This window comes from Epibacterium sp. Ofav1-8, from assembly GCF_022348185.1.
Lineage (GTDB): Bacteria > Pseudomonadota > Alphaproteobacteria > Rhodobacterales > Rhodobacteraceae > Epibacterium.
The window spans coordinates 266,891-287,671 of the sequence record NZ_JAKRFD010000003.1; the positions used below are offsets into that span (position 1 = coordinate 266,891).

Sequence of the window (20,781 nt, forward strand, 5' to 3'; positions counted from 1 at the left end):
GGGCAGGGCGGTGTCCTGACCTATGTCGGCGGCAAATGGCGTAGCGTCACAAATGAGCTTCCTTTACGTGAACCGCCCGTGTCGCTTGCACGCTGATGCAATTGCAATCATCGTATCCGGTGAGGAACAATCAAGATCCGAGGAACGGGCTAGGGGAGGAGAAATATGGCTTTTGCAACGACCGCGGATGTCGCGGCGATCGAACAGGAATGCGCATGGGCGGACCGGGATGTGCCCAAAACGCTCTATGGGCTCCTGTCACGCACGGCGGGGAATTTCCCGAACAACAAGGCGGTGAGCTATCAGATCCTGTCCGGCCCGACCGACAAGGCGGAGACGCTGACCTGGCGCGAGCTGAAGGACAAGACCACCCAGGCCGCAAACCTGTTCCGGTCCCTCGGGATCGGGGAAAAGGACGTGGTCGCCTATGTGCTGCCCAATGCCAACGAGACGCTGATTACCATGCTCGGCGGGGCCGTGGCGGGGATCGTCAACCCGATCAACCCGCTGCTGGAACCCGAGCAGATCGCGTCCATCCTGCGCGAGACCGGCGCCAAGGTTGTGGTGACGCTCAAGGGCTTTCCCAAGACCGACGTGCCGCAGAAGGTGGCCGAGGCGGTGGCCCATGCCCCCAGCGTCAAGACCGTGCTGGAGGTCGATCTCAACCGCTATCTGACGCCGCCGAAATCCTGGATCGTGCCGCTGATCCGGCCCAAGGTGAACAAGGCGCATGCCCATGCGGACTACAAGTGTTTTCGCAAGGAAATGGCGAAACAGCCGACCGAGCTGACCTTTCCCGACAGCGACGGCGACCGGGTGGCCTGCTATTTCCACACCGGCGGCACCACCGGCATGCCCAAGGTGGCGCAGCACACCTATCAAGGGATGATCTACAACGGCTGGCTCGGTCATACGCTCCTCTTCACCGAAGAGGACAACATCATGTGTCCGCTGCCGCTGTTCCATGTCTTTGCCTGCCATGTGATCGTCATGGCCGCTGTTGCATCTGGTGCGCATGTGGTGTTCCCGACCCCGCAGGGCTATCGCGGCGAGGGGGTGTTCGACAATTTCTGGAAGCTCTGCGAACGCTGGAAGATCACCTTTATCATCACCGTGCCAACAGCGATCTCGGCCAAGATGCAGCGCCCGGTGGATGCGGATGTCTCCACCATCAAGACCGCGTTTTCCGGCTCTGCTCCCTTGCCGCTGGAGCTGTTCCGCCGTTTTGAAAAGGCCACCGGAGTCACGCTGGTGGAGGGCTATGGCCTGACCGAGGCGACCTGTCTTGTATCCTGCAACCCGGTGGAGGGGGAGAAAAAGGTCGGATCGATCGGCATTCCCTTCCCCTATTCCGATGTGAAGATCGTGAAGGGCACGCCGGACGGGCTGACGGAATGTGGCTGCGACGAGATCGGCGAGATCTGCGTCTATACGCCCGGCGTGTTCCCCGGCCACACCTATACCGAGGCCGACAAGAACGTGGACCTCTACTATCAGGAGAAATACCTGCGCACCGGCGATCTGGGGCGGGTGGACAGCGACGGCTACCTCTGGATCACCGGCCGCGCCAAGGATCTGATCATTCGCGGCGGTCACAATATCGACCCGGCAGAGATCGAAGAGGCGCTGCTGGGCCATGACGCGGTGGCTTTTGCCGGTGCCATTGGCCAGCCGGATGCCCATTCGGGTGAATTGCCCTGCGCCTTTGTCGAGCTGGTGGACGGTGCCACGGTGACCGAGGAGGAGTTGCTGGCCTATTGCAAGCGTCACATCCATGAACGGGCCGCGATCCCCAAGCACCTGACAATCCTGCCGGAATTGCCCAAAACCGCGGTGGGCAAAGTGTTCAAGCCGGACTTGCGGCGGCATGCGATCATTCGCATCTACGATGGCGCGTTGGAGGCCGCTGGCCTGCCTGCCCGGGTCAGTTCGGTCCTCGACGACAAGAAACGCGGTCTGGTCGCGCAGGTCAGCCTGAACGGATGCGCGTCCGAGGATGTCGGCAATGTGCTGGGCGCCTTCACCCGCCCCTGGGAGCAGGCCGAGGCATAGGGTGCCGCCTGCGCGCCGCATGGCGCTGTGACAGAGAAAAGCACGCCGCGTCCGGCGTGCTTTTTTCATTTTGCCATTTTCATCGTGGGGCTGCGGTCCTAGGCTTTCTGGGACGCGACACCAGCCACGGTGAGGACATGGACTACGAAAAGCTGATTGACGAGGAAACCTGGACCTTCATCCGGGAGACGGGCCGCCACTATCCGGAGGATTCCGTGGCCCTCGGCATCGACGAACAGCGCGAGGTCTACAACAAGATGGCGGCGGCGTTCCGTAAACCCCGGGCGGAGGTTGTGGAGGTTACCGAGCGGACGGTCCGCACGGTCTCGGTGCGTATCTATCAGGCCGGTGATCCCACCCGCACGGTCATGTACTGCCATGGCGGAGGCTTTGTTGTCGGCGATCTCAACAGCCACGATGATGTCTGTGCCGAAATCTGTGAACAGACCGGCTATCGCGTGGTGTCCGTGGACTACCGGCTTGCTCCCGAAAACCAGCACCCGGCGCAGTTCGACGATGCCTGGACGGTGCTGGAATGGATTGCGGAAACCTATGACGAGGGCGGCGTGGTGCTGGCGGGCGACAGTGCCGGCGGCATGCTGAGCGCTTGCGTGGCGCATCATGCGCGCGGTCGGCTCGATGTGGTGCTGGGACAGGTGCTGATCTATCCGGGCCTTGGCGGCGATCACAGCCTGCCGTCCTATCGCGAGCATGCCCAGGCGCCGATGTTGACGCTCGAAGATGTCAAATTCTATGCGGGTGTGCGGTCTGGTGGCACCGAACCGGCGGGCGATCCGACCTATGCGCCGCTCCAGGATCGCGACTTTTCCGGCCTGCCGCCCACGGTGATGTTCTCTGCGGACTGCGATCCCCTGCGCGATGATTGTGGCGCCTACCGCGATGCCATTCGCAAGGCGGGCGGTCAGGCGGAGTGGATCAACGAGGCCGGGCTGGTGCACGGCTACCTGCGCGCCCGTCACAGCGTGGGCAGAGCCCGGGACAGTTTCGAGCGGATCGTTCTGGCGATCGAGGGGCTTGGGCAGGAAATCTGGCCCTACGACGAATAGGGCCACCGAGTGCCGGTAGGTTGAGCGAAGCGACGAGGACTGCGACCTCCCCTTCGGCGTCTCAAGCGGGTTTTCTGCGGGGCATCGCGGTCTTTGGCAGCCGCGCTGGATTATTCCGGGCTTGTCTGGGCGATGGCGTTTGATCTGCTGCTCTCTGCCCATTCGCCGACGCCGCTCAGCAGGGCCGAGATCGTGGCCATCCGTGTGGCGGCCACGAGGGGGGTCAGGCGCCGCTCGGGCTGTCAGCGCAGAAAGGGCGTGGCCTTCATCGTATCGGCGACCGGTGCGCCGAGGCGGGACAGGATGCTGGGGGCCAGTTGCAGCTGGTCGATCACATCGCCTTCGCCGGGGCCCTCGCCGTCGCCAAAGTAATAGAGCGCGGTTTCCTGTTGCAGCGGATGGCGTCCGCCGTGGTGGCCGCGGTCGTCCTGGCCGTGATCTGCGGTCACGATCACCTCATAGCCCATGGCACGCCAGCGCGGGATGAAGGGTGCGAGCATCTCGTCCATGACAAAGCAGGCTTTGTCCATCTCGGCGCTTTCGTGAAAGAACCGGTGCCCCATGCTGTCCAGCGTGCAGGTGTGCAACATGCCGTAATCGAGATCGAAGCGCCCGCAGAGGTTGGTGAGCGTGGCAAAGAGATCCACATCCGAGGGCGTCATCTGGTTGTCGTGGCCATAGCCCGTCATCGAATGAAACCGGCCATGGTTGATGGTGGCGCTTTCTGGCTCGTCATATTCGATGTCGCGCACATAATCGAAGGGGGAGCGGTTGAAGAACTCCGACCAGAAGCTATGCGCCACGGCGCCCGTGGTGCCGCCGCCTTTGCGCACTTGTGAAAACACGTCGTCGTGGTTGAGGCGAAAGACATTGCCGTTGCCGGTGCAGCCATGTTCCTGCGGGCTGACCCCGGTGTGGATCGAGGCATAGCAACTGGCCGAGATCGAGGGCAGCACCGCGCGGTGTTTCCAGACGCGGGCCTCGCCAGAGGCAACCCAGCCTTCGAGGTTGCCAAACAGGCGACGGAAATTGCGGTAGGGCACGCCATCAAGAATGATGAGCAGGAGTTTGCGGTCCATGGGAGAGGTCCTGGGCTGGGAGTGGATGATTGGTTCCGGTAAAGGCGGTAGCTGACCGGGATCAGCGGGCGGCGAGGACCGGGGCTTGGCCTGTCAAAATCGCGAAGGAGCGAAGCGTGAGAGGGGGAGGTTTTGTTCGGCCGCAAGGCCGGACAGCGCCCGACCCTCCCCCAGGGAGGGCGCTTCACGCCCACCCTAGGCTCGGGCGCTGTCCTCTTGGTTCACTCTGGCATCAATTGCCCGCGCTCTCCATCTTGCGATTGGCGATGACCTCTTCGAGCCAGCCCAGTTTCATCTCTGGTACGGAGCTGAGCAGAAGGTCGGTGTAATCATCAAAGGGCGGGGTCAGCACCTGCGTCTTGCCGCCATAGCGTTGCACCTTGCCCTTGTACATCACCGCGATGTTGTCGGAGATCGCCTTCACCGTCGCCAGATCGTGGGTGATGAAGAGATAGGCCACATCCTCGATCTTTTGCAGGTTCAGCAACAGCTTCAGGATGCCGTCCGCAACCAGCGGATCCAGCGCCGAGGTGACCTCGTCGCAGATGATCATCTTGGGCTTGGCCGCCAGCGCCCGTGCGATGCAGACACGCTGTTTCTGCCCGCCCGACAGCTCTGCCGGATAGCGGTCGATGAATTTCTCGCCGAGTTCGATCTCGTCCAGAAGCTCCACGATCCGCTTTTTCTTCTCCGCCCCCTTGAGGCCGAAGTAGAACTCCAGCGGGCGGCCGATGATGGTGCCCACGGTCTGGCGCGGGTTCATCGCCACATCCGCCATCTGGTAGATCATCTGCAACTCACGCAGATCCTCGCGGCTGCGGTGGTTGAAGTCCGGCGTGAGCGTGCGCCCGGCAAAGTAGATCTCGCCCTCGCGCGGTGGCAGCAGACCGGTGATGACCCGCGCCAGCGTCGACTTGCCCGAGCCGGACTCGCCCACCACGGCAAGTGTCTGGCCGGGGTAAAGATCGACGTTCACGTTGTGCAGCACATCGAACTTGGTGCCCTTGTAGCGCGCGGTGATATTGCGCACCGACAGCACCGGTTCTTCCGTTGGGGCCTTTTCCTCGTGGTCGATGGAGCGCACCGACACCAGCGCCTGGGTGTACTCTTCCTGCGGTTCGTTGATGATCTGGTTGACGTCGCCATATTCCACGGTTTCGCCATGGCGCAGCACCATGATGTCATCCGACACCTGCGCCACCACCGCGAGATCGTGGGTGATATAAAGCGCCGCCACACCGGTGTCGCGGATCGCTTCCTTGATCGCCATCAGAACGTCGATCTGCGTGGTCACATCCAGCGCCGTGGTGGGCTCGTCAAAGACCACCAGATCCGGTTCCGGGCACAGCGCAAGTGCTGTCATGCAGCGCTGCAACTGGCCGCCGGAGACCTGGTGCGGATAGCGGCTGCCGATATTGTCCGGATCGGGCAGGCCCAGCTTGTCAAACAGCGCCCGCGCACGGGCCTCGGCATTCTTGCGGGAGAATTTTCCCTGCTCGACCGAGGCCTCGACCACCTGTTCCATGATGGTCTTGGCCGGATTGAAGGAGGCGGCCGCCGATTGCGACACATAGGTCACCTCGCCGCCCCGCAGCTTGCGGATATCGCCCAGTTTGGACTTGAGGATATCGCGTCCGTTGACCCAGACCTCGCCGCCGGTGATCTTCACGCCGCCGCGGCCATAGGCCATGGACGACAGACCAATGGTGGATTTGCCCGCGCCGGATTCACCGATCAGACCCAGCACCTTGCCCGGCATCAGGTCAAAGCTGACGCCATGCACGATCTCGATGTCATGGGGTTTCTCGCCCGGCGGATAAACCGTGGCGCCGATTTTCAGGTCGCGGACCTTCAGGAGTGGTTCGCTCATCCCCGGCCTCCTTTCAGCGATGTGGTACGGTTCAGGATCCAGTCCGCCACCAGGTTCACCGAGATCGCAAGCGTTGCGATGGCGAAGGCGGGGATCAGGGCGGCGGGGACGCCGTAGACGATACCGTCCTTGTTTTCTTTCACGATGCCGCCCCAGTCTGCCTCAGGAGGCTGCACGCCCAGACCCAGGAAGGACAGGGTGGAGACAAAGAGCACCATGAAGATGAAGCGCAGACCCATCTCTGCCACCAGCGGCGACAGCGCATTGGGCAGGATCTCGCGGAAGATGATCCAGGCGGTTTTCTCGCCGCGCAGACGGGCCGCCTCCACATAGTCCATCACCTCGATATCGACGGCAACGGCGCGGGCCAGACGGAACACGCGGGTGGAATCCAAAAGCCCCATCACCAGGATCAGCATCGGCACGGTCACCGGCGTCACCGACAGCACCACAAGGGCAAAGATCAGCGTCGGGATCGACATGATGAGATCGACAAAGCGCGACAGCATCTGATCCACCCAGCCGCCCGCCACCGCGGCAAAGATGCCGAGGACGGAGCCGGTGGTGAAGGAGATGATGGTCGCCACGGTGGCGATAAAGATGGTGGTGCGACCGCCGTAGATCATGCGCGACAACAGATCGCGCCCGATATTGTCGGTGCCCAGAAGATAGTCGGCGCTGGAGGGCTCCCAGACGTCGCCGACCACTTCGGCCATGCCATAGGGGGCCAGGAGCGGCGCAAAGATCGCGCCGAGGAAGTAAAGGGCCGTGAAAAACAGCCCGATCAGAGCGGATACGGGGATATTCTTCATTTCGGGTGCCTCAGACGCGGGTTCGACAGGATCGAGACGATATCGGCAATCATGTTGAGGCCGATATAGACGGCGGCAAAGATCAGGCCGCAGGCCTGCACCACCGGAACGTCGCGTTTGGACACGTGATCCACCAGATATTGCCCCATGCCGGGATAGACGAAGACCACTTCGATCACCACGACACCGACGACCAGATAGGCAAGGTTCAGCATCACCACGTTCACGATCGGGGCAACCGAGTTCGGAAAGGCATGGCGCCAGATCACCTTGAAGGTCGAAAGCCCTTTCAGTTCAGCGGTCTCGATATAGGCGGACTGCATCACGTTGAGGATCGCTGCACGGGTCATCCGCATCATGTGGGCAAGCACCACGAGCGTCAGCACCGCAACAGGCAGGGCGATGGAATTGAGCTTCTGCCACAGGTTCATGCCGTCGTTGATCATCGCAACGGAGGGGAACCAGCGCAGTTTTACGGCGATCAGATACATCAGGACGTAGCCGATCAGGAATTCGGGGATCGAGATCGACGCCAGGGTCACGGCGGAGATCAGCTTGTCGGGCCAGCGGTCCTTGTAGCGCACCGCCAGAAGGCCGAGGAAAATCGCCAGCGGCACGGCGATGACCGCCGCCCAGAAGGCAAGAAACAGCGTGTTCGACAGGCGCGAGCTGATGGCAGAGGTAATGTCCTGCCCGGAGGTCAGCGCCGTGCCCAGATCACCCTGAATGGCGCCGAACAGCCATTGGAAGTAGCGGGTGACAGGCGGATCATTCAGTCCCAGCTCGGCGCGCAGATTGGCCAGCGCCTCGGGGGTTGCGGATTGTCCAAGGATGGATTGGGCCACATCTCCCGGCAGGATCATGGTACCGGCAAAGATCAGCACCGAGATCATCAACAGCAGGAGGAGGCTCAGCGCAATGCGCTGAGCCAGAAGTTTTACAACCGGATTCATATCAGGCTTTGACCCACATCTTCAGCGGGGCATAGGCGTTCATCAGCGCATGGCCTTTGACGCCGTCTTTCCAGCCGTCGATCCGGTCGGATGTCGCGTCGACAAAGTCGTTGAACATCGGGCAGATCAGGCCGCCTTCGTTGCGCACCATGGTGGACATGTCCGCATACATCTGGGTGCGCTTGGCCTCGTCCAGCTCGCCGCGGGCGGCGATCAGCATCTGGTCGAACTGCTCGTTGTTGAACCGGGTGTCGTTCCAGTCCGCCGTCGAGAGGTAGGCGGTGGTGAACATCTGGTCCTGGGTCGGACGCCCGCCCCAGTAGGAGGTGCAGAACGGCTGCTTGTTCCAGACCTCGGACCAGTAGCCGTCGTTGGGCTCGCGCTTGATGTCGAGGGTGATGCCCGCGGCTGCCAGCGATTGCTGGAACAACGCCGCCGCATCCGGTGCCCCGGGGAAGGAGTTGTCCGATGTACGCAGCAGGATCGAGCCGTCATAGCCCGATTTTTCCATGTGGAACTTGGCCTTGTCGGGATCGTACTCACGCTGCTCCAGCTGGGTGAACAGCGGGTAGGAGGCGTTGATCGGGGTGTCGTTGCCCACCGAGCCAAAGCCGTTCAGGATCTTGTCGACCATTTCCTGACGGTTGATGCCGTACTTCAGCGCCAGACGGACGTCGTTGTTGGCAAAGGGGTCGGTGTTGCAATGGGCGATGAACACGTAGTGACCCGGACCCGCGGTGGAATGCACGGTGATATTGGGGGCACGGTCGACCAGTTTCGCGGTGCGCGGCGGCACCCGGTCGATCATGTCCACCTGACCGGCCTGCAAGGCTGCGACGCGGGCGGTGTTGTCGTTGATGACCACATATTCGATGGTGCCCGCGTTGCCGAGATCGCCCCAGTAGTTCGGGTTCTTTTCGGCCACAAAGCGCACGCCCATGTCCACGGACTTCATCACGTAGGGGCCGGTGCCGATCGCTGCGGTGGGATCATCCATGCCGCCTTTGGGCTGGATCACCAGGTGGTAGTCGGTCAGCAGATAGGGCAGGTCGGCGTTGGGGTTGTCCAGTTCGAACACCACCGTGTTGCCATCGGCCTTCACATTGGTGATGGAGCGCATGATGCCAAGCGCGCCGGACTTGGTGTCCTCGCCGGAGTGGCGCTCCATGGTTGCCACCACGTCTTCGGCGGTGACCGGCTGGCCGTTGGAGAAGGTGATGCCGGAGCGGATCTTGAAGGTCCAGGTCTTGGCGTCGGCAGAGGCTTCGAAGCTCTCGGCGACCATACCTTCGAGACCGCCGTCTTCGCCCAGTTCCACCAGCGGTTCCCCCCACAGACGGATCACGGACAGTGCAACCTGGTTGGTCGCCAGCGCCGGATCCATGCTGTCGGTGGTGGAGCCGCCTTGCAGACCGACCTTGATGGTGCCGCCCTGTTGCGGGCCGGCGGCCTTCACGGCAGAGGCCAGCAGCGTGTTGGCCCCCAGTGCGGTGACACCCAGCGCCGCAGCGCGGCCGAGGAATTCACGGCGGCCCATGCGGCCAAGCGCGGCTTCCCGTGCGAGGTGTTTCAGATGATTGTTCATTCGTCGTCTCCCTGTCGAGGTTTCGGGTGAGCCCCGATTTCTTGAATGGTGAATCAAGATTTGCCGATTTGGCGCAGTGGGGCAAGAAATATTGCCAGAAATTTCGCGCAGGCTTTGTGATCACACATGCCGCAGGCCAGCTTTGAACCTGGTAACGCGTCTAAATCCGGCGTGGACGGGCCGGGGCCCGGTCACTTCGTCTTGCTGGGACGATCCTCGGTGTCCAGCCAAACTGTAACAGGACCGTCATTCACAAGTGAAACTTTCATGTCTGCTCCGAATTTGCCGGTCTCCACGGGCACTCCTGTCGCCCGGATGTTCTCGCAAAAACAATGATAGAGCCGTTCTCCTTCTGTTGGTGACGCGGCTTTGGAAAAACCGGGTCGTGTGCCGCTGCGGGTGTCGGCGGCAAGGGTGAACTGGCTGACCACCAGTACCGCACCGTGGACATCCGCCACCGAGCGGTTCATCTTGCCTGCCTCATCGCGAAAGATCCTCAGGCGTGAAATTTTATGCGCCAGCTGTGCGGCCTCGGCCTCGCTGTCGCCCTGCATCGCGCAGACCAGCACCAGAAGACCGGATTCGATCTCGCCGGTGATGGCCGAGTCGATGGTGACGCTGGCCGCGCTCACACGTTGCAAGAGGGCGCGCATGGGGCTCCTTCCTGCGGGCCTGTCCCCGCATCGTGGCGTGATGTCCGATGACCGCGCCCGACACAGGCAGCTGCTGGCGTGGCCGTCGCGATTCTCGTCCGTTGTGGCGCCGAAAGGACCGCCTTCTGCGGCTGTCGGCGCGCGGATCGTGCATTGCCTGCGGTCATCGCCCACGCTCCCCGTCTTTACCATGGCCCTCACGGCGGCGGTTGTGAACCGTCTGCCAGGGTAAAGGGGCGGTCCGATCTGGCGCGCTCAAGGTGCTGTTGGGCAATGTCCGATCTCTCCCGGGGTTTGGCGCAACATGCCGTCGAGGTCGTGAAAACGCAAGCAGGTGTCGGAAATAAGCCATGTCGGCGTCGGTCGAGAGGGGTGGTTTCAAAAATATATATGTAATTCAGATCCTTACGGCTGCATCCCGATCCTGTTCCGAAGCTCGGCACCCACCCTCGGGGATGCTGTCGGATTCGCAGCGGACATGACGAGGCGCGCGCCCGAGACCGGGGGCGGAGCGGATGTGTCCGGTTGTGGGCCCTGCGCCGGCCGGGTCGTCTGGGGGTCAGCTTTGCGATGCGAGATAGGCCACGCCTGCCGCGACGATCAGGCCGAGCACCAAGGCGCCGGCGATCTTCCACGCGGAATAGGGGCGTTCGCCCTGAACGCGGCCGGACTGGCCGTTGACGACAAAGCGATAGCTTTGGCCACGGTATTTATAGGCCGCCATCCAGACCGGCAGCAGCACATGTTTGAAGGTCACCGCGCTGACGTCGGTATCGACCGAACTGATCCGCTGGCGGTCGCCGCCGATGTCGAATTTGATGTCGCGTTCGATAACCCGGTCCATTTTCTGGCGCGCATCGGCAAAGCCTGTCTCAAGGTCGACTGTATAGGCCTCGGCCCGGAAGCCAGCCAGATACTTGGGCTGATAGGGGGCAAGCTGCGACAGATCCCAGGGCTCCAGCCCTTCGGTATATTTGCGCGGCAGGCTCTTGGAAGCCAGCACCAACACGTCGTCAAAGAACCGCTGCACGCGCCCGCGCACATTGGACCAGCGCACGCGGATTTCGGTGCGCACCTGCGGTTTGCCATCGACCATCACGGTGCGGTTGACCGTATATTCCGTGCCGCGCTGGCCACTGTATTGGCTGCGGGTCTGGGCGTCATAGGTCCAGTAGGGGACATAGATCCCATCCATCTTGCGCCCTTTGCGGGCGTAGTCCTTGAGACCGTTGGGCGCAAACCACAGCCCGCCGAGCCAGTCCTCCATCGCCTGATGCGCGGCGCGTTCGTCAAACTGAAAGGGCAGCACCCCCTTGGGTTTGATATGGCGATTCTCGCCGGTGTCCGCCACCACCGGGGTCGCGCAGAAGGGGCACTCCAGCGCATGCACCGAGGGGTCGAACTCCACCTGCGCGGCGCAATTGGGGCAGGAGGAGACGCGCGTCACTTCCATCTCGGCAGCGGGAAGTTGTTCGCGCAGGGCCTTGAGGAAATCGAGCTCCTTCAGCGCACCACCGCCCCATGGGCTTTCAACCAGGTCTTTCTGGTGACCGCAGTGATCACAGATCAACGCGCCCTCGGCGGGGGCAAAACGGTAGTCCGCACCACATTGCTCGCAGGGAAAACGATGGGTTTCCTCGGCCTGTTGCGGGGCTGCGTCCAGTGCGGGCGGGGGCGGCGGTGTCTGGGTCACGTCAAGCGGGCTCTTTGAACACAGGTTTGGTCACGGGAAGGGGGCAGGGCGCAGATATAAGAGGGGCGGGCGTCAGTGCGCCCGACCTTAGGGCCTTGTAGCGCGAGGTTCAGCTGTCCGCAGGTGGCGGCGGCGGAGGAGGCGGGGGGAGGATGGTGAACAGCTGTGCCAGTTCGGTCACGTCGCCCGCGCGCATCCAGCCGTCCTGACCCGGTGTCCAGACATGGGTGTCGCGGGTAAGCTGGCCTTCTTGGGCCATGCGTCCCATGCGGGCCTTGGAGTAGGGGCCGGAGGTCTGACCGTTTTCCGCAATGTGCCAGACATGTTCCACCGGCGGTGGCGGCGGGGCCATCGGTGCGGCCTGCGCAGGCGCTTGCGAGGCAGCGGGTGCGGGCCGTGCGCCCCAGGGACCGGAGGTCTGACCCGCTGCCGCCGGGGACTGCGCCTGGTGCAAGGTCTGACCCATCTGCTGTGCCATCGCCATGCCCATCCCCATGCCGAGGCCAGCGCCCATGCCGCTGTTGGGGGTCGTGGCGGCGGCTTCCATCGCTTCGGCGGCCTTGAACTGGGTATAGCGGCCCAGATCTCCGATGATGCCCATCTGGGTGCGCTTGTCCATCGCCTGCTCCACCGCCGGCGGCAGGGAGATATTCTCCACATATAGCTCAGGGATCGAGAGGCCGTATTCAGCCACAACGGGGCCGATCTCGGCGGCGACCAGCTTGCCCAGATCGGCGGTGTTGGCGGCCATATCAAGCACCGGAATGCCGGAGCTTGCAATCGCGCGAGAGAACTCCTGCACGATGATATTGCGGATCTGGTAAGAGATCTCGTCCATGGTGAACTCACCATCGGTGCCGACAATCTCGGTCAGGAACCGCGCCGGGTCCACCACTCGCACCGAATAGGTGCCGAAGGCGCGCAGGCGCACCGGGCCGAACTCCGGGTCGCGGCACATGATCGGGTTCTTGGTGCCCCATTTGAGGTCATTGAACCGCGTTGTCGCGACAAAGTAGATCTCGGATTTGAACGGCGACTGGAAACCGTGGTCCCAGTGCTGCAGCGTCGTCATCACCGGCATGTTGTTGGTCTCGAGCATATAGAGCCCGGGCGTGAACACATCCGCCAGCTGGCCTTCATGCACAAACACCGCCGCCTGACCCTCGCGGACCGTGAGTTTGGCACCGTATTTAATCGCATGGCCTTCGCGCTCGAACCGCATGACCATGGTGTCGCGGGTGTCATCGGTCCAATGGATGACGTCGATGAATTCGCCTTTGAGGAAGTCAAAAATACCCATGAGCTGACCTTCTTTGGTTTGCGGAGGTTGGTGTGCGGATGGCTGAGAGGGCGGAGGGATGTTGCGCAGCGGAGACCCAACCGGCGTAAAGGGCTTGCGGCGGGTGCCGGTCTCTCCGCAGCATGCCCGATGATGTCGCCATGGCGTGGCTCCTCCGTGTTCCAAAACGCGATGGGGCAGACCCCATGCAACGACAACAGTCCCGAACGCCCGGCTGCGTGTTCATACCCCGGCCCGGCTGCGTCCTCAGTATATAGGCGCGCAAGCCGGTTGTCGCCACGGCGGGCAAGTGGCCAAAAGCGTGATCCATGTCAGGTCCCTGGGCCTCCCATGACCTCTCTTGCGATGCGCTGAACGATGGGACGGGCCTCCGCCGCGCTCATGCCGACACGCAACCGGCGGTCATAGAGCATCTGCAACAGTTTCTCGTCATGGCTGGTCAGGCGGGCAAACTCATCGTCGTCGTTAAAGATCGAGGGCCGTGCCTTCGGGCTGTCGTTTCGCAGGCCAAGGCCCTGGGCGATTTCCTCGTGGATACAGCTCTCGCGCATCAGGTCCGGCTGTTCGGCCCGGATCAGCGCCACGCCGCGGGCATAATTCAGCGGATCACGCTGTGGCCCCCCGGCAGAGACGAGGCAATAGAACTTGCGCGGCGGGGTCGCAAACAGCGCAAGGTCACCCGGGGACAGGTTGGGCAGCAGGCGGCGCACCTTATCCTCGACAAAATCGGCATCGTCTATGCCGGCAAAGATCACGGTGAAGTTGCCGCTGGTGCCGACCGTGACCGGATGACCGGTGATCCGGGCCAGTCGCGCAGCATAGGCGGTGAGGGTAGCGCGGTCTCTCTCGGCCTGTGCTTTGGTCACCGAGGGCCCAAAGACCGGCACCAGCTGCACGGGCTGTTCCCAGCGTCCCATGCCCCCGGCACCGCCGTCAGATACGCTGGCGTATTCATCGTAAAACGCAAGGGTTTCAAAACGTTCCGCCAGATCTTCGGCATCGTAGGGCGTTTCCGGCCCGCCGCCATCCGTCCGCAAGAGCCCGCGCGTGAGCAGGTCCTGTTCCAGATCGGCATAGTATTTGGTGAGCGTCTGCGCCTCCACCGATGGGGTATAGACCGGCGTAACCGGGCGCGGGGTCGGGCGCGGCGTGTCCTTGGGGCCGGGCGCAAGCGCCAGACAGCCGCCAAGCGCCAGAGCGGCACTCAAGGCAAGGAGCGCGCCCAGTGGCCGCGCTCCGGTTCTGGTATTGTCGCGAGGGTTCACGCGGTCAGGCTCACTTGGGCACGGCGGTGCCAGCATTGTCGCCGACCCCGTCCTTGCGGGACTTGGCCGCCGCCAATGTGTCGCGCAGCTCGGTTTCCATCTTTTTCAGCTCTGTCTCGGCTTCGGCGCGCTTGCGTTTGCCCTCGTCGGCGATTTGCAGGCTTTCCTCGATGGTGCCGATCAGGTCGGCATTGGCCTGTTTGACCGCCTCGATATCAAAGACGCCGCGCTCCATTTCCTCGCGGATGACCTTGTTGCTCTCGCGCAGGTTGGCGGCATTGGCGGTCAGCAACTCATTGGTGAGGTTGTTGGCATCGCGCACCGCATTTGCGGCTTCGGCAGAGCGTTGGATGGTCACCGCCTGCGCCAGCTGGGTTTCCCAGAGCGGCACGGTGTTCACCAATGTCGAGTTGATCTTGGTGACCAGCGATTTGTCGTTTTCCTGCACGAGGCGAATGGAGGGCAGGGACTGCATGGTGACCTGACGGGTGAGCTTCAGGTCATGCACGCGGCGTTCCAGATCGTCACGGGCGGCGCGCAGATCGCGCAGCTCTTGCGCTTTGATGACCTGATCATCCTCTGGTGCAGCCTGAACTGCGGCCTCCAGCGCGGGGATCTCGGTGGCGTCCAACTCGGCCAGCTTGGCTTCACCGGCCGCGATGTAAAGCGCCAGTTCGTCGTAGAAATCCAGCGTCTTCTCATAGAGAACATCAAGCGATTTGATGTCTTTCAGCAGCGTGTGCTCATGCGCCAGGAGGCTGTCGGTGATCTTGTCAATCTGGCCCTGCACGGTCTCATATTTGGCGGTGAACTTGGCAAAGGGCGCGGCGCGGCCCAGGAGACGCTCCCAGAAGGTCGGCTTGCGGCGCACGTCCAGTTCCGACACCGAAAAGCCGCGGATGGTGGTGACGATATCGCGTAAGGAATCACCGGCAGGGCCCACATCCTTGTTGCGCACATCCGTGAGCATCGCCTGGCTGATCTGCTGCAATTCGCCCTGTGCGGCAGAGCCGAAGGAGATGATCGAATTGGTGTCGCCCATGTCGATCTCGTCAATGCGCTTGCGGATCGCGGTGGAGGTCTCCGGGTCTGCAGCTTCCAGCGTGGCAAGCTCGCCTTTGGGCTCGGGCAGGGCAACATCCGTCACCTCCTTCACCAGCGTTTCGGCTTCCACAGCTTTCTTCTGAATGGTCTCGGACATGGGCCAGGCCTTTCTGTCAGGTTAAGAGGGGCGGTCCAGCTGGACGCCTTCGCGCTCCAGCCGGGCGCGCAATACATCAATTTCAATATTCAGATCGCCCCGGTCCTCCAGCAGGAGTTTTTCATTCCGGGCGGCGAAGTTCTGTTCCAGATCGTCGAGCAGCGCGAGGTAGTCCGCGCGTGCCTCAACATTGCCGCTGCGGGCAAAGATGTCGGCGAACTTGATCGTCGCGTCCCGCGCACCAAGCAGATAGACGGTCAGATATTTGCGCGCGGCGGTCAGATCGCGCGGGTCTTCTTCGACGGTGCGGCAAAGATCGCGTGCCACCGCCTGAAACTGGTCTACGCGCAGCTCCACCTGACGATCCTTGGCGCGCAGCACCGCGTCTTTCATCGCCGCCAGATGGGTTTCGGCCTCATCCACCACACGCGCCACGCGGGAGCTTTGAAATTCGTCGACGCCCTCGACGCCCTTGTCGCTGAGGGGATCGATGCCGAAGGCGGCCAGATGCAGCCCGAGGCAAGCCACACCATAAAGTGCGGCGGTGATCACGCCCGGCTCGCTGGACCATGCGCCCACTGCGCCGCCGAGGCCGCATAACAGACCGGCAAGGATCTTGCGGGGCAGGGCGGGGCGGCGCGCCACTTTGCGCGCCTCATAGGCGGCTTGCGCCTTAAGCCCTTCGCGCAGCATCACAGCGGCTGCGGCCCAGAGGCCAGCCCCGATCAGTCCGAGGACCAAACCAGAGGCGCCAGCGCCCAGTGAAAACAGCATGAGTATCGCCGCAGGCACGAACATCAGGTTCGCACGCAGCCCCACGGGATTGACCCGTGCGCTGGCCATCATGCGGGAATTGCCTGTGGAGCGCCCGTCGGGGCGGGTGGAGTGCTGAGCTGAAGGGCTGAATTTGCCGCCAAACCGCTGTGCCATCCGTCAGACCCCGACGATCCAACCGGTCCCGATGCCCAGCATCAGGATCAGCAACGCGACATAGGCGATGGTTTGCACCGTTTTGGCCCCCAAGATTTCCCCAACATGTTGAAACCTAGGGGATTGCAGGCGCGCCTGCTAGGGGGAAGTCCGCTTCGGGGGGCTCAGCCCTGCGGTTTTTTGCCAAATCGCCGCGGGCCGGGGGCTGATTTGCCGCCGGATGCGCCACCGGCTTTGCCCGCACCTGCGCCGCCTGCGGGTTTGCCTCCGGACGGTTTGCCAGAGAAGGTCTTGCCAGCAAATGCCTTGCCCGCGCCCTTGCCAGCCGCTTTGCCGGTGGGGCGACCCTTTGGGGCGCTGCCGCCTTTGCCTGCCGGTTGTGCGCCGGGGGTTCCGCCGGGATTGCGCGGGCCACGTCCGGGGCGGGTGGGTTTTTTCTTGGCTTCACCGTCGCCCTCGGGGGCGGCCAGACCCAGCTGGTCGCGCACCACGCGCGGGCGCAGTTCTTCGACCTCGCCTTCCTTCAGCGTGCCAAGCTGGAAAGGCCCGTAAGAGATCCGCAGCAGCCGGTTCACCGGGTATCCGACCTCTTCCATGGCGCGGCGAATTTCGCGGTTCTTGCCTTCGCGCAGCCCGATGGTGAGCCAGGCATTGGCACCCTGCTGACGATCAAGGCTGACGGTCATCGGCTGGAAACGTTCGCCGTCGATCACCACGCCTTTGCGCAGCACATCGAATTCATGGTCCTGCGGTCGGCCATTGATGCGCACCCGGTAGCGGCGCAGCCAGCCGGTGGAGGGCAGCTCCAACTGGCGCTTGACGCCGCCGTCGTTGGTCAACAGCAACAGACCTTCGGAATTGAGGTCGAGACGCCCGACCGTCATCACCCGCGGCAGATCCTCGGGCAATTCGTCAAAGATCGTCCTGCGGCCTTTTTCGTCCGAATTGGTCGTCACCAGACCGGTGGGTTTGTAGTAGAGCCACAGGCGCGGGGCCTCGGCCTCGGGCAGGGGATTGCCATCCACCACGATGCGATCACTGCCGGTCACATTAAGCGCCGGGCTGTCGATCACTGCGCCGTTGACCGCAACGCGGCCCTCGGCAATCATCCGCTCCGCCTCACGGCGCGAGGCCACACCGGCGCGCGAGAGCACCTTGGCAATGCGGTCGCCCTCTGCAGAGGGCCGCGCGTCCCCTGCTGCGCTTGCCTGCGGGGCTTTGGGACCGCGCGGCGTCGCTGAGGGTTTCGCCTGTGGCCTGGCGCCTTTGGCTGCGCGATGCGCGGAGGGGGAGGATGGGGTTTTCTTGCTCATGGCGCTGCCATAGCCTATTCGCGAGAGCGGCGAAAGCATCCATTGCAGGGGTGCGCGGCCGGTAGTGCGGGCGGTTTGGCGACAGAAAGGGGCAAGGCACACATGGAGTTTCGATCCTTCATGGCAGAGGCGCTGGAAGAGGCGCAGGCCGCCGCCGCGCGTGGTGAGGTGCCGGTGGGTGCGGTGCTGGTCAGCCCCTCGGGCGAGGTGGTGGCGCGGGCAGGCAATCGAACCCGTGAACTCAACGATCCCACCGCCCATGCCGAGGTGCTGGTGATCCGCGCGGGCTGCGCGGCACTGGGCAGTGAGCGGCTGACGGGGCATGATCTCTATGTGACGCTGGAGCCCTGCGCCATGTGTGCCGCTGCCATCGCCGCCGCCCGCGTCGCGCGGGTGTACTACGGCGCGTCTGATCCGAAATCCGGTGGCGTGGCCCACGGGGCCTGCGTGTTCGACCATCCGCAAGCGCACCATGTGCCAGAGGTTTATGACGGATTTTCCGCACCACAGTCAGAAGCGTTGTTGAGGGCCTTTTTTGCGAAACGGCGCGGATGAGCCTGCCTCCCCCCCTCCACACACAGACCTGTTGCGGCGCTTTGGACTGAGTGCGCCGGAACTGGTCGCTGAAACCGCGCGCGCCATAGTCTGGCGGGTGCGGCAGAAAACTGGCACGCAGGCAGCGCTGAAACACTATCCCGCCGGGCATATGGGAAATGAAACCAGTGGCTTGGCCTATCTGGAGCGTGTCGAGGGCGCCGGGGCCGTGCGGGTGTTTGCGCGGTCAACAGATGCAGTGGTGATGGAGTGGCTTCAGGGGCCATCGCTTGGGGAACTGGCGCGTACACAGGACCCGGAGGCCGCGGATCGCGGGTTGACCGAGGTGGCCGCACGGTTGTTTGCGGCAGAGGTTTCCGCAGATGGGCTGCTGCCGGTGGCCGAAATCATGGCGCCGTTGCGGGATGCCTGTTTTACCGCGTCTGAGGCGCGTGAGGCGCAGGACATAGCGTGGGCCTGTTTGGATCAGATGCAGCGCGGCGCGGTTGAGAGTGTCGCCCTGCACGGTGATCTGCATCACGATAATATCATTCACACTGCGCAGGGGTTGCGGGCTTTTGATGCCAAGGGATTGGCGGGGCCGCGGGCGTATGAACTGTCCAATGCGTTCCGCCATCCGCGCGGGTGTCACGCTTTTGCGGCGGATGCGCAGGTGATCCGGCACCGCGCGATCACGTGGGCGCGTGTGGCGGGATGTGGCGCGCAGGAGCAGCTCAGATGGGCCATCGCCAAGCTGTTGCTTTCAATGCTCTGGTCCGGGCAGGAGGCCACGGAAGAGCGTGCCTTGTTGCGCCAAATGCTGAGGGTGGCTGAAAAGGGCTTGCCAGATTAGGTCACTTGTCCTAACTAGGCATTAGGACAACTGACCTAATCGTCATATTCGCGCCTGTATTATGTCTTAGTCGAGGATGAAGTGGCGATGCCCAGCACGAGAGAGCGGATCGTCGAACAGGCCGATGTGCTGTTTTATGAGCGTGGGTATGAGGCCACCTCGCTGGCCGATATTGCTGCGCCCCTGGGGCTGTCGCGCGGCAATTTCTACTATCATTTCAAGACAAAGGACGAGATCCTGGATGCGGTGATCGACCTGCGCCTGTCGCGCACAGCCGCGATGCTGACCGCGTGGGAGGCCGAGGGCGACACGCCGCTGGCGCGCATCACCTGTTTCATTCGCATCCTGATCCGCAACCGCGCCAAGATCATGTCATGGGGCTGCCCGGTGGGCACATTGGTGAGCGAACTTTCAAAGCTCGAACACATCGCCCAAGCACGCGCGGCGGAGCTGTTCACACTCTTTATCGACTGGCTCGCGGTGCAATTTCGCAGCGCCGGTGTAGAGCGCGACGCCAGGGCGCTTGCCACGCATCTGATGGGCCGCAGTCAGGGCGTCGCAGCGCTGGCTCAGGCCTTTGGCGATGAGGCGCTGATCGAGGCGGAGGTCGCGCAGATGACGGATTGGGTGGCACAGCAAATCGCGGCGCAACCCACAGAGTATTCATAACACGAGGGAGGGTCGCCTTGTTTGTGATCTTTTTAAAATTCACCAAAGAGAAGACCCGCGCCGGAGAAGCTATGGAGGCGCATAAAGCATGGCTGGCGCAGGGGTTTTCCGATGGGATTTTTCTTGCGGCAGGCTCTCTGGACGATGGCGCAGGGGGCGCGATCCTTGCTTTCGGCGAAGATCGCGACGCCTTGGAGGCGCGGGTGGCGGCAGACCCTTTTGTGCGAGAGGGCATTGTAACGGCTGAGATTACCGGATTTACGCCCACGCGCACCGATGCGCGGCTGGGGTTCCTGAAGGTGGCCGGATGAGCCGCGTTGTCACGAGCACGGATGGCCGGCAGCGCTGTGCATGGTCGGCCACGGCACCGGAGTTTGATGCCTACCACGATGCGGAGTGGGGCTTTCCGGTGGGGGACGACCGGCGGCTGTTTGAGAAGATTTGTCTGGAGAGTTTCCAGTCCGGCCTCAGTTGGCGCACCATCCTGTCAAAACGCGAGAACTTTCGCGCCGCCTTCGACGGCTTCGACTATCACAGGATGGCGGGGTATGGCCAGGAGAAAGTCGCCGCATTGTTGCAGGACGCGGGCATCATCCGTCATCGCGGCAAGATCGAGGCGGTCATTAACAATGTCGCGCGCGCGGTCGAACTGGAAGCCAGCGCGGGATCTCTGGCCGCATTTTTCTGGCGTTACGAGGTCAAGACACCCCCGGAGCCGCAGACCGTTTCCACCTGCCCAGAGTCAGTCGCGCTGTCGAAGGACTTGAAAAAACGGGGCTGGAAATTCGTCGGACCAACCACCTGTTTTGCCTTTATGCAGGCGATGGGGCTGGTCAACGATCACGCCGAGGGCTGCTACTGTCGCCCGCTGGCGGCTGAGGCGCGCCAGGCGTTTTCGGTTCCCCTCTGACGATTGGCCTGTGACCATTGGCCTGAAACTGCAGATGGCCGC

Annotated in this window: 19 protein-coding genes; 7 read left to right on the plus strand and 12 right to left on the minus strand. The window is 62.9% G+C overall.

What is annotated here, in order from left to right:
- Window positions 1–165: 165 nt before the first annotated feature.
- Entirely contained in the window at window positions 166–2,052 is a 1,887-nt protein-coding gene (locus MHM97_RS06555) for an acyl-CoA synthetase (RefSeq protein ID WP_239320954.1), read from the plus strand.
- Between the two features lie 137 nt (window positions 2,053–2,189).
- Complete coding sequence (locus MHM97_RS06560) at window positions 2,190–3,119, plus strand: alpha/beta hydrolase (protein ID WP_239320957.1); 930 nt, start codon at window positions 2,190–2,192, stop codon at window positions 3,117–3,119.
- A gap of 242 nt (window positions 3,120–3,361) precedes the next feature.
- Here the strand turns inward: MHM97_RS06560 and MHM97_RS06565 are convergent, their stop codons facing one another.
- The 12 genes from MHM97_RS06565 to MHM97_RS06620 all read right to left on the minus strand — a co-directional run bounded on the left by MHM97_RS06565 (window position 3,362) and on the right by MHM97_RS06620 (window position 17,773).
- On the minus strand, window positions 3,362–4,198 hold the full coding sequence (locus tag MHM97_RS06565) for an alkaline phosphatase family protein (RefSeq protein WP_239320960.1): 837 nt from the start codon (window positions 4,196–4,198) through the stop codon (window positions 3,362–3,364).
- Between the two features lie 232 nt (window positions 4,199–4,430).
- Window positions 4,431–6,068 carry an ABC transporter ATP-binding protein gene (locus MHM97_RS06570; protein ID WP_239320963.1) on the minus strand — a complete coding sequence of 546 codons (1,638 nt, stop codon included), beginning with the start codon at window positions 6,066–6,068 and terminating at the stop codon, window positions 4,431–4,433.
- Window positions 6,065–6,880 carry an ABC transporter permease gene (locus MHM97_RS06575; RefSeq protein WP_239320965.1) on the minus strand — a complete coding sequence of 272 codons (816 nt, stop codon included), beginning with the start codon at window positions 6,878–6,880 and terminating at the stop codon, window positions 6,065–6,067. Before MHM97_RS06575 ends, MHM97_RS06570 begins: the two co-directional genes overlap by 4 nt.
- Entirely contained in the window at window positions 6,877–7,833 is a 957-nt protein-coding gene (locus tag MHM97_RS06580; RefSeq protein ID WP_239320968.1) for an ABC transporter permease, read from the minus strand. The genes MHM97_RS06575 and MHM97_RS06580 overlap by 4 nt, the downstream gene beginning before the upstream one ends.
- Before the next feature lies 1 nt (window position 7,834).
- On the minus strand, window positions 7,835–9,418 hold the full coding sequence (locus MHM97_RS06585; RefSeq protein ID WP_239320971.1) for an ABC transporter substrate-binding protein: 1,584 nt from the start codon (window positions 9,416–9,418) through the stop codon (window positions 7,835–7,837).
- Between the two features lie 191 nt (window positions 9,419–9,609).
- Entirely contained in the window at window positions 9,610–10,071 is a 462-nt protein-coding gene (dtd, locus tag MHM97_RS06590; protein WP_239320974.1) for a D-aminoacyl-tRNA deacylase, read from the minus strand.
- A gap of 559 nt (window positions 10,072–10,630) precedes the next feature.
- Window positions 10,631–11,764, minus strand: a complete 1,134-nt coding sequence (locus tag MHM97_RS06595; RefSeq protein ID WP_370645681.1) for a TFIIB-type zinc finger domain-containing protein — start codon at window positions 11,762–11,764, stop codon at window positions 10,631–10,633.
- A gap of 109 nt (window positions 11,765–11,873) precedes the next feature.
- The gene (locus tag MHM97_RS06600) at window positions 11,874–13,064 is read right to left on the minus strand and encodes an SPFH domain-containing protein (protein WP_239320977.1); all 1,191 of its coding nucleotides are present in this window, start codon (window positions 13,062–13,064) and stop codon (window positions 11,874–11,876) included.
- Between the two features lie 311 nt (window positions 13,065–13,375).
- Window positions 13,376–14,329: a DUF2927 domain-containing protein gene (locus MHM97_RS06605; RefSeq protein ID WP_239320980.1), complete on the minus strand. Its 954-nt coding sequence runs from the start codon at window positions 14,327–14,329 to the stop codon at window positions 13,376–13,378.
- Window positions 14,330–14,339: 10 nt separating this feature from the next.
- Window positions 14,340–15,530 carry a toxic anion resistance protein gene (locus MHM97_RS06610; RefSeq protein ID WP_239320982.1) on the minus strand — a complete coding sequence of 397 codons (1,191 nt, stop codon included), beginning with the start codon at window positions 15,528–15,530 and terminating at the stop codon, window positions 14,340–14,342.
- A gap of 21 nt (window positions 15,531–15,551) precedes the next feature.
- Entirely contained in the window at window positions 15,552–16,460 is a 909-nt protein-coding gene (locus MHM97_RS06615) for a 5-bromo-4-chloroindolyl phosphate hydrolysis family protein (RefSeq protein ID WP_239320984.1), read from the minus strand.
- 164 nt (window positions 16,461–16,624) lie between these two features.
- A complete protein-coding gene (locus MHM97_RS06620; RefSeq protein WP_370645683.1) occupies window positions 16,625–17,773 on the minus strand; it encodes a pseudouridine synthase in 1,149 nt (382 codons plus the stop codon).
- Between the two features lie 102 nt (window positions 17,774–17,875).
- On the opposite strand from MHM97_RS06620, the gene MHM97_RS06625 reads away from it, so the two are divergent.
- The 5 genes from MHM97_RS06625 (at window position 17,876) to MHM97_RS06645 (ending at window position 20,739) form a co-directional block, all read left to right on the plus strand.
- Window positions 17,876–18,328, plus strand: a complete 453-nt coding sequence (locus tag MHM97_RS06625; RefSeq protein WP_239320990.1) for a nucleoside deaminase — start codon at window positions 17,876–17,878, stop codon at window positions 18,326–18,328.
- 31 nt (window positions 18,329–18,359) lie between these two features.
- Window positions 18,360–19,160, plus strand: coding sequence for an aminoglycoside phosphotransferase family protein (locus MHM97_RS06630; protein WP_239320993.1), 801 nt, complete (start codon window positions 18,360–18,362; stop codon window positions 19,158–19,160).
- A gap of 87 nt (window positions 19,161–19,247) precedes the next feature.
- Window positions 19,248–19,829 carry a TetR/AcrR family transcriptional regulator gene (locus tag MHM97_RS06635; protein ID WP_239320996.1) on the plus strand — a complete coding sequence of 194 codons (582 nt, stop codon included), beginning with the start codon at window positions 19,248–19,250 and terminating at the stop codon, window positions 19,827–19,829.
- Between the two features lie 23 nt (window positions 19,830–19,852).
- Window positions 19,853–20,140: a YciI family protein gene (locus MHM97_RS06640; protein WP_239321412.1), complete on the plus strand. Its 288-nt coding sequence runs from the start codon at window positions 19,853–19,855 to the stop codon at window positions 20,138–20,140.
- The gene (locus MHM97_RS06645; protein ID WP_239320998.1) at window positions 20,137–20,739 is read left to right on the plus strand and encodes a DNA-3-methyladenine glycosylase I; all 603 of its coding nucleotides are present in this window, start codon (window positions 20,137–20,139) and stop codon (window positions 20,737–20,739) included. The genes MHM97_RS06640 and MHM97_RS06645 overlap by 4 nt, the downstream gene beginning before the upstream one ends.
- Window positions 20,740–20,781: the final 42 nt, after the last annotated feature.

Excerpts from the sequence above, each read along its gene's own strand:
- MHM97_RS06555 (WP_239320954.1), top strand. The coding sequence starts at position 166 with ATGGCTTTTGCAACGACCGCGGATGTCGCGGCGATCGAACAGGAATGC.
- MHM97_RS06560 (WP_239320957.1), top strand. The coding sequence starts at position 2,190 with ATGGACTACGAAAAGCTGATTGACGAGGAAACCTGGACCTTCATCCGG.
- MHM97_RS06565 (WP_239320960.1), bottom strand. The coding sequence starts at position 4,198 with ATGGACCGCAAACTCCTGCTCATCATTCTTGATGGCGTGCCCTACCGC.
- MHM97_RS06570 (WP_239320963.1), bottom strand. The coding sequence starts at position 6,068 with ATGAGCGAACCACTCCTGAAGGTCCGCGACCTGAAAATCGGCGCCACG.
- MHM97_RS06575 (WP_239320965.1), bottom strand. The coding sequence starts at position 6,880 with ATGAAGAATATCCCCGTATCCGCTCTGATCGGGCTGTTTTTCACGGCC.
- MHM97_RS06580 (WP_239320968.1), bottom strand. The coding sequence starts at position 7,833 with ATGAATCCGGTTGTAAAACTTCTGGCTCAGCGCATTGCGCTGAGCCTC.
- MHM97_RS06585 (WP_239320971.1), bottom strand. The coding sequence starts at position 9,418 with ATGAACAATCATCTGAAACACCTCGCACGGGAAGCCGCGCTTGGCCGC.
- dtd (WP_239320974.1), bottom strand. The coding sequence starts at position 10,071 with ATGCGCGCCCTCTTGCAACGTGTGAGCGCGGCCAGCGTCACCATCGAC.
- MHM97_RS06600 (WP_239320977.1), bottom strand. The coding sequence starts at position 13,064 with ATGGGTATTTTTGACTTCCTCAAAGGCGAATTCATCGACGTCATCCAT.
- MHM97_RS06610 (WP_239320982.1), bottom strand. The coding sequence starts at position 15,530 with ATGTCCGAGACCATTCAGAAGAAAGCTGTGGAAGCCGAAACGCTGGTG.
- MHM97_RS06615 (WP_239320984.1), bottom strand. The coding sequence starts at position 16,460 with ATGGCACAGCGGTTTGGCGGCAAATTCAGCCCTTCAGCTCAGCACTCC.
- MHM97_RS06620 (WP_370645683.1), bottom strand. The coding sequence starts at position 17,773 with ATGAGCAAGAAAACCCCATCCTCCCCCTCCGCGCATCGCGCAGCCAAA.
- MHM97_RS06625 (WP_239320990.1), top strand. The coding sequence starts at position 17,876 with ATGGAGTTTCGATCCTTCATGGCAGAGGCGCTGGAAGAGGCGCAGGCC.
- MHM97_RS06635 (WP_239320996.1), top strand. The coding sequence starts at position 19,248 with ATGCCCAGCACGAGAGAGCGGATCGTCGAACAGGCCGATGTGCTGTTT.
- MHM97_RS06645 (WP_239320998.1), top strand. The coding sequence starts at position 20,137 with ATGAGCCGCGTTGTCACGAGCACGGATGGCCGGCAGCGCTGTGCATGG.